At 32.7% G+C, this 14,560-nt stretch carries 11 protein-coding genes and 1 pseudogene; 10 read left to right on the top strand and 2 right to left on the bottom strand.

Annotation, left to right across the window (positions count from 1 at the left end; genetic code table 11):
- The 3 genes and pseudogenes from BD809_RS15630 to BD809_RS10885 form a co-directional block, all read left to right on the top strand.
- Positions 1 to 964: pseudogene (locus BD809_RS15630) on the top strand (P-loop NTPase fold protein); the annotation flags it as partial.
- Between the two features lie 337 nt (positions 965 to 1,301).
- Entirely contained in the window at positions 1,302 to 1,835 is a 534-nt protein-coding gene (locus tag BD809_RS10880) for a hypothetical protein (protein WP_148783007.1), read from the top strand.
- Between the two features lie 183 nt (positions 1,836 to 2,018).
- A complete protein-coding gene (locus BD809_RS10885) occupies positions 2,019 to 2,618 on the top strand; it encodes a DUF4738 domain-containing protein (protein WP_148783008.1) in 600 nt (199 codons plus the stop codon).
- 326 nt (positions 2,619 to 2,944) lie between these two features.
- Here BD809_RS10885 and BD809_RS10890 read toward each other — a convergent pair whose 3' ends face one another.
- Complete coding sequence (locus BD809_RS10890; protein ID WP_148783009.1) at positions 2,945 to 3,928, bottom strand: helix-turn-helix domain-containing protein; 984 nt, start codon at positions 3,926 to 3,928, stop codon at positions 2,945 to 2,947.
- A 102-nt stretch (positions 3,929 to 4,030) separates the two neighbouring features.
- Here BD809_RS10890 and BD809_RS10895 point away from each other — a divergent pair, with 102 nt between their 5' ends.
- From BD809_RS10895 to BD809_RS10915, 5 genes are all read left to right on the top strand, one after another.
- Complete coding sequence (locus tag BD809_RS10895) at positions 4,031 to 6,454, top strand: TonB-dependent receptor (protein ID WP_148783010.1); 2,424 nt, start codon at positions 4,031 to 4,033, stop codon at positions 6,452 to 6,454.
- A 13-nt stretch (positions 6,455 to 6,467) separates the two neighbouring features.
- On the top strand, positions 6,468 to 7,823 hold the full coding sequence (locus BD809_RS10900; protein ID WP_148783011.1) for a hypothetical protein: 1,356 nt from the start codon (positions 6,468 to 6,470) through the stop codon (positions 7,821 to 7,823).
- A 75-nt stretch (positions 7,824 to 7,898) separates the two neighbouring features.
- Positions 7,899 to 9,383, top strand: coding sequence for an ankyrin repeat domain-containing protein (locus BD809_RS10905; protein WP_148783012.1), 1,485 nt, complete (start codon positions 7,899 to 7,901; stop codon positions 9,381 to 9,383).
- Positions 9,384 to 9,402: 19 nt separating this feature from the next.
- On the top strand, positions 9,403 to 9,894 hold the full coding sequence (locus BD809_RS10910; RefSeq protein WP_148783013.1) for a DUF2271 domain-containing protein: 492 nt from the start codon (positions 9,403 to 9,405) through the stop codon (positions 9,892 to 9,894).
- 8 nt (positions 9,895 to 9,902) lie between these two features.
- Positions 9,903 to 12,101, top strand: coding sequence for a PepSY domain-containing protein (locus BD809_RS10915; RefSeq protein ID WP_148783014.1), 2,199 nt, complete (start codon positions 9,903 to 9,905; stop codon positions 12,099 to 12,101).
- A 226-nt stretch (positions 12,102 to 12,327) separates the two neighbouring features.
- On the opposite strand, the gene BD809_RS10920 is transcribed toward BD809_RS10915, so the two are convergent.
- Complete coding sequence (locus tag BD809_RS10920; protein WP_148783015.1) at positions 12,328 to 12,957, bottom strand: 2OG-Fe(II) oxygenase; 630 nt, start codon at positions 12,955 to 12,957, stop codon at positions 12,328 to 12,330.
- A 403-nt stretch (positions 12,958 to 13,360) separates the two neighbouring features.
- Between BD809_RS10920 and BD809_RS10925 the strand changes: the two genes are divergently transcribed.
- Together BD809_RS10925 and BD809_RS15860 are read left to right on the top strand one after the other, a co-directional pair.
- A complete protein-coding gene (locus tag BD809_RS10925; protein WP_246131510.1) occupies positions 13,361 to 14,149 on the top strand; it encodes an alpha/beta hydrolase fold domain-containing protein in 789 nt (262 codons plus the stop codon).
- Positions 14,150 to 14,447: 298 nt separating this feature from the next.
- Positions 14,448 to 14,552 carry a CDGSH iron-sulfur domain-containing protein gene (locus BD809_RS15860; protein ID WP_246131512.1) on the top strand — a complete coding sequence of 35 codons (105 nt, stop codon included), beginning with the start codon at positions 14,448 to 14,450 and terminating at the stop codon, positions 14,550 to 14,552.
- Positions 14,553 to 14,560 lie beyond the last annotated feature (8 nt).

Genomic DNA, 14,560 nt, shown 5'->3' on the forward strand with positions numbered 1-14,560 from the left:
GATTTGCTGTGGTGAAAATTTACTCTTTCTCATACTGCTTAAATTTAAGATTTTTATTCTACTTTTAAACAGTTCGGTTTTATGGGAAGCTTACACTAAAATGTCTGCGAATTGGCATAATATATTTTCAGTTTATAATATAGAAGAAGAAAAAAAATTATCCAAAGAGCTAATTGAATTTATTAATAATAATTCAAATGAATTAGCAAAGACAAAGATTGACAAAGATTACCCAGACACAAAATCAGCACAAGACTTTATACGTACAATACTACTTGAGAATAATTTCAATAATGATAGTTATAAAGATTTACTAAAAGCTGTCCCTTACATTTATCCATCTTTAGATTTTGGGCAATTATCTCTTGAAAAGGCTAAGTCATTAGTCCAAAATAAAACTCTAATTGTCAATAGTGATAACTATAGACTTCTTAAAGATAATTTTGGAGATTATTACATTTCATTAATTGAAAATGACATTGAAAAATTTATTGAAAAAATAGATACTTTCCAACTTGATAATTCTGACAGATTATTGATTTTAGAATCAGAAAAAATCTCTATAAATCAAAAAGTTGAATTTATAAATTATCATACTCAAACTGTTTTCACAACAGAAATTGAATTATTAAATCAATTAGGAAATTTGTTGAGTTCAAATTTAGAATTGAAAATTGATAAGGAAATTATTAATTCAGTTTTACTTAAAAGCAATTTAAAAGCCTTAAGCAAAATAAAAATTTTTAATAAATACAATTCTTTATTTAATAATAGTGAAATTGAATTATTTCTTACGTCACTTGGTGAACCATACTCAACCATAACTGAAAACGGTAAAAGACCATTAATTGAATATAATGATTCGAATGAATGTTTTATAAAAACATTGGTTCAAAAAAAATCTATATCCAAATATGAGGTTGAGAAAAGAGGAATTAGAATATCAACATTTAGAAATAAGTAAAGTGCAAATCGAGTAGACGGCTCCGACTAAAATAGTAGGAGTTCGCCTCTCACACCAACGTACGTACGGGTCGCGCCTGCCTGACGGCAAAGGTAGGTATACGGCGGTTCACCAGATTGTAGTCTGCACCTAATTTATATGCACTTATAAAACTTCTCCTATATAACTGCCTTATAACAATGACGTTTGGAAAGTCTTTTTTAGAAATGTATTTTTAGGCTTCTTTGATGAGAGACATCTTAGAAATAAACAACAATCGACAAGGTTAGAAACTAATTTAGTGTAAACTCTAATCTTTAACTTGTGTAAAAGATGTCCCTAAACGAACGGCTTAAAAATGAATAATACTCAAAAAACAATATTAATATATTTTTTACTCCTTTGGGTTTCCAAAGAAATGATAGCTTGTACTTGTGGATTATCTAGATTATCCGAAAAGCAGAAATGGGCAATAGAGAATTCGGAATGTATATTCATTGGAGAAGTTTTTGAAATCGATAAACATAATCAAACATACAAAATAAGAGTATCGGAATCATTAGATGGTGGAGATACTCCTAATAATATCTATTTAGGAAAAAATTGGAAAACTTGTACTCCCTATATTAATGAAGAAGGAAAATGGATAGTTTATGGGTCTATGGAAGATGGTTTTTTAAGATTGAATCTTTGTGGTATAAGTAGAAGTTTTAATTATCCTGTGATATATCCTACGCCACCTCCGCCTCCTGAATTAAACGAAAAACCTAAAAGTAAAATAGAACGTAAAAATGACTATCAAAAACGAAAAGAAAAAAATATCGAAAAAGGACTAGCTGAATTGAATGCGGAAATTGATGCTTTGCGAAAGTTAAGGGATAAAAAACAGTAGCCAGCTGGTAACATTATATATGAAATCAGAGCAATTTAGTGCCAGATCGAAAGGTCATTTCCTTTGTGCAATGGCGCTAAAGTTTTATAAAAAATAAAAATGCGCAGATAAATCAATTGGCTCAGGTGTAATTGCCTTGCTCCGATTCATATATTTAGCTTTTGTACAACCTAAACAAACCAAATGAAAAACCAATTTTTGATATTAATTTCAACTCTACTGTTATTAAGTTGCGGTGGACAAGAAAAGAAAAAAGCAACGGTTGACAACGATACTGAGATAGTTGAGAATGCAAAAGAGCAAATTGATTCCTTGACAACGTATGAAAATCATAACTCAGTTGGCAATAATATTATTGAAAGATACTTCCCTGAAGAAAAGGAGATAGCAGAATTTGACACAATAATTTCTGAATCCAACTTAAAAATTTCAATTCAGAGTAAATATCTTGATTCATATGTGACAAACGAATTTGAAATTGAAGGATTTAAACATATCGACAAATATAGAGACAGCGAAAAACACTTACTAATCAAAAAAACAAATGAAATCCTTATTGACACTGTTTTCAAGAAACGTGATTTTATCGAACTGACCGGACCGGAATTTTTAAAAATTGCTGACTTTCACGGTTATTGGTTCAACAAAATTAAAAATGACACGATTGAATTATTTGGAGTGATTAGCAAGCCAGAAACCGATTGGTCAGTAGCATTTTATCACTATCTCGATCTGCGAACCAAAACTTTTGAAACCAAAGAAGATATTAACGAAGAAATATAAAAAATGCAGCACACAATCGAGTAGACGGCTCCCGCTTCGTAACCTCTGCTGACTTCACGCATAGTATCAAAACTATAACAGCTACAGACTCAAAAAAATATGTAGTTTAGTGATAATTTAAATCAAAAACCTCACTCCGGTTAGTAACTATGTGTTACCTCTTACTATTGATATTAAAGAAAGCTAGTTGCCAAAGATTTTTATTTTACAATATTTAGTTATCTTAAGGAATACTGTGGTGTACTCCTAGAGTATTCTTCAATTTTTCATACTAAAAACAATATAGTGATTTATTTTATCTACTATGTATGTACGTGTGTTACCTTCTAATTTAACAACTTACTGGGTAGATACCCCAACTGTCTTTTGAAGGCAACTGTAAAATGTTGAGGGTTTTTATAGCCCACCTCATAGGAGGCTTGAGCAATCGTATATCCATGATTTAAGATCAGCTCTGTTGCTTTTTCGATCCTCAAAGAAGTAATATACTTAAACACCGGGATTCCATAAATTTGTTTAAAAACGGTTTTAAACTTGGAGGTATTAAAACCTGCTAATTGAGATAGTTTCTCAATGGTTAAGTCTTCTTTTAGATTTGTCCTAATATAATCTTCTATGCTACTTACACGCTCTTTATCTTCATCTCGTATTTTTTTACGCGAGCCCAACGATCGATTGGATGTTAAGGACACCAAAAGTAATTCTGCTAACTTAGATTCTATATAAGATTGTCGAATAATACTCTCAAACGAACAGGTAAGCAAATCTTTAATAATATTTCTAAGTTGATTGTTAATCATCAAACCATCATCAAAAAAAGAGCAAGGCTGGTCTTTTTTTAAAGCTTTTTGGTATTTTTTCGAACTTTTTAAAATACCTGTTCCCATTTTACTCTCCAAAAAAGATTTAGTAAAGTAAACATTCAGTACTTGGCTTTTATCGCTAGAATATTTATATACATAAGTGGATTTCGGAATGTAAAATAGGGTATATAAATTTTTACCTAAAGTAAGCGCTGTGGATGCATCTTCATGTAAAGCAACATGTAATTCTCCTTCTAATACATATTGAAGTAAAAATACGGGTTGATTTTGAACTACTTGTACAGTATGACTTTCAATATCTGTGGAAGTATAATCTTGAAAAAGTACAAACGTCTTATCTACGTGAATTTCTTTGACAGTGCCAGTGACACCACCTGTAAACTCTGAATGTTCACCTTCTGACAAAAAAGAAATTTTAAAATCTTTATTAAAGCTCTTCACCAATTCTTCACCAATACATGTTGAGCTTTTGAACCGAAATTCCATTTCATCTTTTTACGTTATAATAAGTTCTTTTTACGTTATTAAGAATTAATCTAAACAACATACATTTGCAAATATAAAATTATTTTTATTAAGTCTAAATAAGTGAATTTAAAATTACTCCTTTTCGCCTTTACAAGTACACTATTTGTATACTCACAAGGTAATCGCAATCGTGTCTCAGGTCAAATTTTTGATAGTTTAGGTCAACCCCTATTTGGAGCAACGGTTGTTCTTGATAAGAATACTAAAGCAACGGTCACGAGTGATGATGGTTTTTATGTATTTAACAATTTATCACAAGGCACTCATGTATTGAAAGCTTCTTTTATGGGATTTTTTTCTAAATCAATAGAAATACGTTTTGAGGCAAATGAAATAAATCAAGAGGTTACACAGAATTTTTTTTTAAAAGAGAATGTTGAAGCACTGCAAGAAGTAAATATTCAAAGTAAAACAGAAAAACGCAGAATAGAAGAAAAAGGATTTTCTGTTAGTGTTTTAGAAACTAAGGAAGCGAGTCAAAGAAATATTCAAACTAACGAATTATTAAAAACTAGTGTGGGTATAAATATTCGTCAAAATGGAGGGTTGGGTTCAGATGTACAATATAGTTTAAATGGTTTATCTGGGAATGCTGTACGCATATTCATTGACGGAATTCCCATTTCATTATACGGTTCTTCTTTCAACTTAAACAGCATCCCTCCTGCTATGATTAAAAGAATTGAGGTATATAAAGGTGTAGTTCCGGGATATTTGGCTGATGACGCTTTGGGCGGTGCCATTAATGTTATACTTCATAAAGGAACTAAAACCAACTTAAATACTTCTGTTTCCTATGGATCCTTCAATACATTTACAACTAATATGAATGGATTGTATCGTTTTAAAGAATCTGGATTCACTGTTAAAGCTTCTGGATTTTATAATTATTCTGATAATGATTACAAGGTTTCTGGTAGAAGCATTGTAGTAAACGGTTTAGGTGGTGTACAAACTCCTATAACCGCTAGAAGATTTAATGACGCCTATAAATCAATTGGTGCTGTGGCTCAAATTGGTTTTACTAATGTAAAATGGGCTGATCAGTTTTTTATTGGTATAACGGGTTCAGACGATTATAAAGAGATTCAACATGGTGTCTTTATGACTACGATCCCTTACAAAGGCAGGTTTATGGAGTCTGATGCACTACTTACAAGCCTTACATATCAAAAGAAGAATATCTTTTTAGACGGCTTAGATTTTAATGTACATGGTTTATATGGTAAGAGAAATCGTGTAGTAAATGATACCACCGCTATAGCCTACAGTTGGAATGGAGAACGCGCTATTGATTTTAGAGGAAATGAATTTGAATATGCTTGGGGTTCTCAACAAGAAGGCGGACCCACATTAACCAAAATAGAAAGAAATGTAGCCTCGGTTAGAACTGGTCTTTCATATGCAATCAATGAGCATCATAAAATTTTGATTAATCATTTTTATAGCCAAATTGATCGCGAAGATAGTGATGCTCTGCAGTCTGTTTTAGAAAACACTTTTGTCGGTACGAGAGACCTTCAAAAAAATATATTTTCTGCGACATACGAAGTGCAAGCATTTGCGGATAAACTAAAGGCAAATTTGTTTGGGAAATACTACCAACAAAAAACGGTAAATATTGATCCGTCTATTGTATCTGATGCAAATGGGAATAACCAAATAGTTGATGAAATTATCACCAGCAGCACTACTAATAATGGATATGGTTTTGCTTTATCCTACACATTTTTACCCAACATCACGATAATTACTTCGGCAGAAAAAGCCATTCGTCTGCCTGATGAAACTGAAGTATTTGGTAATGATGGAGATAACGTTGTTGCCAACCCTAGTATAAATCCTGAACAAAGTGATAATTACAATTTTGGGTTTAGATTTGGAAGGTTTGAAATAAAAAAACACGACTTCTCTATAGCTACCAATTTCTTTACCAGAAATATAAAAGATAGAATTGGTTTACCTATTGAAAATTCTTTAAACGTCAATGACGAAACTATACTATATGTAAATCAAGGAAGTGGTACCTCAAAAGGAATAGAAGCACAAGTAAACTACGTATATGATGCTAATTTTGGGTTCAATTTTAATGTTTCTCGTTTTGAATTAAAGGTAGTAAACAAGGGAATAGAGATAGATGCTCCTAACACTCCATTCTTTACAATGAATGCAGGTATGCGTTATTCGATTAAGAATTTTATCAAAAAACAAACGCATTTAAATCTTTTTTACAATGCATACTTTACAGAAGCGTTTTCCTTTTTGCCTCCTCAGGGAGAAAATACTTCGGGAGCTGAGTTTTTCGAAGTTCCGCAACAATTAGCACAAGATATAGGTGTTAGCTATACATTTCCTAAAAACAATTTTGTACTAAGCTTTGATGTTAAAAACATCTTTGATGCTACCCTATACGATAATTTATCTGTGCAAAAGCCAGGTAGAGCATATTACCTAAAACTGAATTTTTTTATAAATAAATTTTAAAAACAATCATATTATGAAAATTAAATTTTTCAACCTCAGAACGATATCCGTAGCTTTAAGTACACTAGTACTTACCGTTAGTTGTAGTGATGATGATTCGATTTCTATAGAAGAAGAAAAACAAGAAAATAATAGATGGATAACCGTTGCCGCCGCAAGTATGGGAGATAACCCAGGAGACGGGAACGGTGGAACTTTAATATATGCATTGAATAGTGAAGATGCTAAGGATCCTACAAAATCTATTGCTCCTTTTGATAATGGATTAATAGTACCCTCAAACAGAACAGCTAGATTGCAATCATCCGAAGATGGTAATACTATCTTTAATATTAGCTACGCAGGAGACACAGGGGGTAACTACACGAAGTATGAAGTTAAGGGTAGGAATGAATTTACACGCGTTGGTTCTGAAATAAACATTTCTCAATATGTAGGATCTGCACCAAGATGGGTGAAATTATTTGATGGAGATAAAACGGGTGCTGCTGTATATGTCTCTACAGAGAATATAATTGATGATAAGGGCACTGATGATGTCACTGATGATACGTATGTACGTACAAATGCAAAAATTGGAGTTGTTACATTAGATTTAGAAAATTCTTTAATCAAAGAATTTCAAGAGCACGATGTCGCTTTAAGTCCAGAGGAAGAAGCTGCTGGGTATTATATCTCAAGGATTGACATGCCTGTTTTAAATGAAGCTGGTGATAAATTGTATATAGGAGCACGTGTTAGCAAAGTAGATCCGTTAACTGCTGAGCGTGATACGGATTACGAGATTTTAGGTTCTAAAACTATTGTATTGGATTACCCTTCCTTATTAAACCCATCGGTAATTACATCTACCGTAGGTATTGGCAATACAAATGGATACAGAAGTATTAATGCTTTTCTATACAATGGTAGCGTATATCAAGCAAATCAAGCAGATCCTAATGGTTCTCATATCTTAAAGATTGATTCAAACAATGAATATGATAACTCATACATTTTCAATCTTGACGAGGCTTTAGGAGTACAAGATGCTTATATTCTTGCATGGAGACCGGCAGCTAATGGTAAAGCAGTAATTGCTTATCGTCATGCTGGATCTGCAGAAGGTGTTGCTGGTGCACAAGGATTTTTTGCTTTAGCTGACTTAAATGCTAAAACAGCACAAAAAATTGAAGCCATACCTTATGATCCTGATTTTTACCTATTTCAATACCAAGGTTTTGTTGTAGATGGAACAGAAATCTATCTTACACAAGCTCCTGTAGGTAAGAACGGAAATATTTACGTTGTAGAGACCGAAACTGGCGAGATAACCAAAGGTGCTGAGCTGGTTAATAAAGAAGGAAGCCACTTTATTGGAACTTTTTAAGTCCGTACCAAAATTTTAATTTATAAATTCCTTTCTATTCACAATCAGAAAGGAATTTAATCAATACTAAGTAATATGAAAAAATCCCTTGTTCTGCTGCTGATAATTCCAGTTTTTATCTTTGCGCAAAAACAACAAAATACCAACGAACTTCACAACAGGTCGTTTTGGAAAACAAAACCAGATGTCACAACTGTGAAACAAAAAATTGACGAAGGCAATGATCCAGTAACACTTAATGCAGCTGCTTTTGATGCTATTTGTTTTGCGATTAGATCAAAAGCTCCTGTAGCAACGGTCGAATATTTACTATCCATAGCGGGAAACGACATAAATAAACCTACGCATGATGGAAGAAGCTATTTGATGTGGGCAGGTGCTACTGGGGATATTGACATGATGAAATTATTGATTAAAAAAGGTGCCGATACAAAGATTGTGGGTAGCCATGGTTTTAATTGGTTTACGTTTACTGTAAATGCAGGTTATGATACATTCGAAATCTACGACTTAATGGTATCCAATAATGTAGATTTAAAACAAACTAACCGTGCTGGAGCCAATGGGCTTTTACTAATTGCACCGCATGCTAAAGATGATAAAATCATCAAATATTTTCAAGATAAAGGCTTAGACATCAGCGCTACGGACAAATTTGGAAATAACATACTTTTTTATGCTGCCAAAGGAGGAAACACCACACTTATTAAAACCTATATTGCTCAAGGTATTGATTACAAAAAAGAAAATACACTTGGAGAGAACTTGGTACTATTTGCAAGTCAAGGACGTAGAGGTTACAGCAATCCTATAGGAGTTTTTAAATTCCTTGACAGCTTGGGCATTGATATGACTAAGACCAATCACCAAGGAGAGAATGCATTACATAATATTGCATCTAATACTAAGGATGCTAATATTATAGATTTTTTTATTGATAAAGGGGTAAATGTATATCAAAAGGATAAAGAAGGTAATACCGCTTTTCTAAATGCAGCTAGAGGAAACAATCTTTTGGTTTTAAAAAAATTAACCCCAATCATCAAGGATATCAATCATCAAAATGCAAAAGGATATGCTGCCATTACCTTTGCAACGCAACGCATGAATGTGGAAACGTTTCAATTTCTAAAAGAAAAGGGAGCAAATTTAAATAGTACAGATACCGAGGGTAATAATTTATACTATCATTTATTTAATGCGTATAACAAAAGAAACAGTAAACATTTTGAAACGTTTGCCAAGGCTTTAACTGATGCTGGAGTTTCACTTAAAAATGCTTCTAAGAAAGAGCATCCGTTACATATCGCTATTGCCAAAAGAGAAAACAAATTGATTAAGAAAGCGATAGCGTTAGGCGCAGATGTAAATCAACAAAATAGTGATGGTTTAACTCCTCTACACTTAGCAGCTATGAAAGCAAATGATATCATGGTTTTAAAACTTCTTATTAGCAAAGGTGCAGATACTAAAGCACTTACTGATTTTGAGGAAAGTGCCTATGATTTAGCTTTAGAAAACGAACTACTCAAGAATAAGGATATTACTTTTTTAAAATAATTTAAAATAATACAGTAACATGAAATTTTATAAATATATTTTTTTCGTAGTTTGCTTATCATGCATGGCATTCACTACCCTAGAAAACACAGCACCAAAACCAAAATACAAATGTATGGTTCAGTTAAAAAACTATGAAGGTGAAGGTGCTTATGTTGTGGTTTCAGTGATAGATAAGAATAATAAATACATAAAAACATTACAGATTTTAGGTGATGATAAAAAATGGTATCCAGATCTTCCTACATGGTGGTCCTTTTTTGAAACGGTTAAGGATACCAACGTAGATGCTACTACAGGTGCAACCATTGCAGGTGGAGAACGTTCTATATTTTCCTTTGAACTAAACGAAGATGATTTACAAGCTGGTAATAAATTAAGATTTGAAACCGCTGTAGAGCATCAGGAATACTATGAGAAGGATTTAGAAGTTTTGTTAGAAAACAATAACTTAAAAAATAAATTCGAAGGAACCGGATATATTCGTTACGTTAGAATACTACCAAATTAATTATAAATATGCTTAACAAGTTATGGAGATACAGTCATTTAGGCTTGACTGTATCTTCTTTTCTATTTTTACTATTAGCAACTATAACGGGTTCTTTTCTGGCATTTGAACCCATTTATGACAAACTACAACCTTATCACATTAACGAAGGTGAAGATGTAACTTTATCAGAATTAATAACAAATCTACATAATCAATATGATGAGATTTTAACTATTCAAGTTGATAAAAATTACTTTATAAAAGCTAGTGTATTCAGTATGGATGAAGCTGGTGGCGGAGAATTCTACATCAACCCATTTAATGGAAATAAAATTGCCGACATACCCCCAAAAAAGCCATTTTTTGAGTTCTTAACCAATTTTCATCGCTCGTTATTTTTAAAAACTCCAGGAAGAGTTTTTGTGGGTATTACTTGTTTTTTTTTGTTTTTAATAGCTATTACAGGTTTAGGTTTAGCCATAAAAAGACAAGGAGGCTTACTAAAATTTTACTCAAAAATTATTAATGATAAGTCTATACAATATAATCATGTCGCACTAGGGAGATTCCTGCTGATTCCTATTATTGTTATCGCCTTGTCAGGTACGTATTTATCAATGGATAGATTTTCATTGCTACCCACGGTAAAAGAAATTGCTCATCAACATACGCTGGCTACTAAGGATGCCCTCCCCTTTTTCGAATTTCCTATTTTTAAAAATACCTCCTTAAAAGATATTCAAAAATTAGAATTCCCTTTCTCTACAGATGAAGAAGATTTTTTTGTGCTAAACCTACACGACAAAGAAATAAAAATCCATCAAAAAACTGGTGAAGTCGTAGAAACAATCAATTATCCCATAACAAAAATGATCGCAATATTAAGTTTTGATCTCCATACAGGTGTAGGAAGTATCTTTTGGTCCGTAGTGTTATTTATAAGTTCGCTTTCTATACTATATTTTCTATACTCTGGGAGTATCATTACTTTTCAGAGATTACGATCTTCGATTAGTAATACGTTTAAATTCAATCAAGCTACTATTATAATCCTTGTAGGATCAGAAAATGGAAATACAAAACGTCTAGGAAAAATTTTGCAACAATCACTGGTAAAGGCTGGTAAAAAAGTTTTTTTAGATACCTTAAATAATTATCGACAATATGAGAATATCGATCAACTACTAATTATAACTTCTACTTATGGACAAGGAGAACCCCCCAGTAATGCCGGTTTATTTTTAAATAAACTACAAAGCATTAAAATTATTAAACCTTTTAGTTGCCATGTCATTGGATTAGGGTCCTATTCATATCCGCTATTTTGCGAATTCGCCAAAAAGATTTATAGCAAAGCTTTATTGCATAATGATATTAATGTTCCTTCATCAAATCCTCTATTAATTCACAACCAAAACTATCAACAGTTTAGAAAATGGGCTTTAGATTGGGCTTCTTCTTTAAAAATCAACTTAGAGCTCCCCATGGAGTTAGCCACTAAAAAAGAAAAAGAAACTAGTTTCAAGGTTATTGCAAAACAGAATGTCATCGACCCCTATGATGAGACGTTTAGACTAACCTTAACGACCAAAAAGCTTAAAAAAGTTATTCCTGGGGATTTGATAGGATTTACACCATTTGATGAAACGCAAGAACGTTTATATTCAGTTGGTAAATGCAGCAATGGGGATTTGTTATTAAGTGTAAAAAGACACCCTAGCGGCGTATGTTCTAATTTTCTAAATGAATTAAAAATAGATCAAGAAGTAAAGGGGAAAATTAAGAAGAATGAAGATTTTTATCTCCCAACAAAGAGCCCACAAATAGTATTGATCGCTAACGGAACTGGAATTGCACCTTTTCTAGGTATGATTCATCAAAAATCACAAACTCCTATACGTTTATATTGGGGAACAAGAACCAAAAAATCTGAAGAATTATACAAGCATCAAATCGATAAATCTTTACAAAAGAATAGATTGTATCAGTATCACGTAGCCTATTCTAAAGAAGACAGCCCTTATAACTATGTTCAGGATTTAATTTTGAGAGATGAAAAAACAATGGCTACACTACTATCAAGTGGAGGCACTATAATGATTTGCGGATCTATTATCATGCGTGATTCGATTTACACACTTTTAGAAAAAATTTGTAAAAAATACTCACTTCAATCTCTAGAGTTCTATTTAGGTAAAAAGCAAATTGTAACTGATTGTTATTAAACTGTACTTTATTAATATAATGCACATTACGCAACAGCCTCTACAAAATAGTGAATATCTAGTGTTTTGTAGAACGGGTATCATCTTGTAAAAAGTAAGCGAAGTTAATTTTGACATAACTCGAGTTTATTGAATTCGCATGACGGCCTCGGTACATTTAAACCATGGACTTATATAAGTTATAAACCAGTAAATTTAAAAAAAATACAAGCACTTGCTAGTTGTATTAACCCAAAAACTTACCTAACGAAGCGGGTTGCTGTAGTAACCATCCGGTAAGGCTGTATCGTGGTTTGTTGGATGCCACCACACGATGCGGGACATCAGCACTCTTAAACATAACACACCTTGCTTCAATAGGTTCGACAAGCAACGATGTGCCGTCTTTTAGAAAAATTTCCAACTCACCCCCATCTCCTTTTTGCCAGCCTTTATTTAAGTACATGACCATACTAATCGTTCGATTGCTTCGGGTATTAAATTGATCTATGTGTTTTTCATAATAGCCACCTTTAGGATAATGTGCTAAATGAAACTCATATCCAGATAAACCGAGAAAACAATACCTGTTATAAATATGCATAGTTTCATCAACCAAATTCCAAAATTCATTTACCTCAGTGTCTCTTTTTCGGTCAAGCCAATACGTATAGTCACCGCGTATATCCTGCCGAATCACATGCTCTCCCATTGCTCCTATTCCAGCCTTGTTAAACGCTTCAAGGTGAGATAGAAAAAATGATCGAATGGTATTAAACCTATGTGGATCCAAAAAATTATCTACTATTACATAATCATTATGAGAAAGCTCATCCATCCAGGAGAGCCAATCCTCTAGCTTGTGGTAATTGTTCAATACATCAAAAAAGTCCGTAAATATACAGTATTATCAAATAGAAAAATCAAAAAATGCACCTATCGCGATATCTATCCTATGTGAAGCACTCTCCTAAGTTCTCAACTATGTTATTTCTATCTTAGTTACCTCATAGTAGTGATTTTACCCAATTGAAATACCTGACATTCCGCTTTACTATAGTTCATATATCAACAAATAAGTAACCCACACAGTCAAAATCTCCCAACGTCTCAGCATACTATCCTAACACTAAAATTATTGATTCAAAATAATTATGTAATTTATAGAGTACTGTACATCATCTGGTTTCTCTATAGATGTTGTCACCAAAAAAGTTGAATAAATAAACTGTACCTTTAGCAGACATCGAATATATAACACCAATAAAGCTCTTTAATAAATGAAACAAAGTCTATCCTATTATATTACGTTGTTGGTGATCAAGTTAAAAGGAATAAAGAATAGTTTTAGCAAAGATCCTATAAATGTAAAAAAGATCAGAAAAGATGATGTTTATTCCCAAAAAAGCAAGTTTTTTAGAGAGAATACACTCTCCGTTTTTAAAGTTTCGGACACTTTAATTACCGAGGTTGGATTAAATAAAAATTCTCCAAACTTAATTATATTCATTCACGGAGGCGCCTTTATCTCCGGTCCGGCAAAACATCATTGGGATACAGTAAAAGCAATTGCCAAACAAACCAATCACAAGATTTGGCTATGCCAGTATCCAAAAGCACCAGAAAACAAGATCACAAAAATATCAGCCAATATAGATCATGTGTATACCCAAGCTATAGAAAACTACGCGCCCGATAAAATTTCGCTAATTGGAGATTCAGTCGGCGGAACCTTAGTGACGACTTTAATTCAGCGCCTAAATAGTAAAAATACAACATTGCCCGGCAAAATAATTCTTATTTCGCCTGTCATGGATGCAACTATATTCAACTCAGAGATAGAGAGCATAGACCCGATCGATCCAATGTTGTCTAAAAAAGGCGTGCTGAGTGCAAAAAAAATGTGTGCTGGCACAATGGATTTAAAGAATGTGATGATGTCACCTCTTTATGGTTGTTTTAATAACTTTCCGAGAACTGTATTATTTCTGGCACAGAATGACATTACCTATCCCGATCAAAAAATAGCAGCGCAAAAATTAATCGAAGCAATACGAAGGTGGAGATAATTTTAGGATCAAATATGCCTCACATCTGGCCATTACTTCCTATAATGAAAGAAGCAAAAAGATCGTTACAGCAACTGATAAGGATTCTCAAAAATAATGCTTCATAGCAAAATACATCTTTAATAGTCTGAATCGTAGGCCTCTCTAAAAAAACAACATGATTATCGGTAATAAATAACATACTTTCCTCTTTTGAAAAAAATGAATGCTAGCCTCTATTGAAAAAATTCAATTTAAATGTTTAATTTTAAAAGAAAACAGTAACGATGATTGTTCTCTTCTAATCCAAAAATATACAATGAGAATTCTAGACGGCAAAGGATTAAACGATTGTGTTTGTGGACAATCAAAACGGATGCCGAATTGTGATGGCTCTCATAAACAAATAGCAAAAGCATTGTAAATTTGCTA

The organism is Aquimarina intermedia (genome assembly GCF_008124785.1).
In the GTDB taxonomy this organism is placed as follows: domain Bacteria; phylum Bacteroidota; class Bacteroidia; order Flavobacteriales; family Flavobacteriaceae; genus Aquimarina; species Aquimarina intermedia.

What these genes read in the sequence shown, in the direction of transcription:
- BD809_RS10880 (WP_148783007.1), top strand. Translation starts at nt 1,302, where the DNA reads ATGAATAATACTCAAAAAACAATATTAATATATTTTTTACTCCTTTGG.
- BD809_RS10885 (WP_148783008.1), top strand. Translation starts at nt 2,019, where the DNA reads ATGAAAAACCAATTTTTGATATTAATTTCAACTCTACTGTTATTAAGT.
- BD809_RS10890 (WP_148783009.1), bottom strand. Translation starts at nt 3,928, where the DNA reads ATGGAATTTCGGTTCAAAAGCTCAACATGTATTGGTGAAGAATTGGTG.
- BD809_RS10900 (WP_148783011.1), top strand. Translation starts at nt 6,468, where the DNA reads ATGAAAATTAAATTTTTCAACCTCAGAACGATATCCGTAGCTTTAAGT.
- BD809_RS10905 (WP_148783012.1), top strand. Translation starts at nt 7,899, where the DNA reads ATGAAAAAATCCCTTGTTCTGCTGCTGATAATTCCAGTTTTTATCTTT.
- BD809_RS10910 (WP_148783013.1), top strand. Translation starts at nt 9,403, where the DNA reads ATGAAATTTTATAAATATATTTTTTTCGTAGTTTGCTTATCATGCATG.
- BD809_RS10915 (WP_148783014.1), top strand. Translation starts at nt 9,903, where the DNA reads ATGCTTAACAAGTTATGGAGATACAGTCATTTAGGCTTGACTGTATCT.
- BD809_RS10925 (WP_246131510.1), top strand. Translation starts at nt 13,361, where the DNA reads ATGAAACAAAGTCTATCCTATTATATTACGTTGTTGGTGATCAAGTTA.
- BD809_RS15860 (WP_246131512.1), top strand. Translation starts at nt 14,448, where the DNA reads ATGAGAATTCTAGACGGCAAAGGATTAAACGATTGTGTTTGTGGACAA.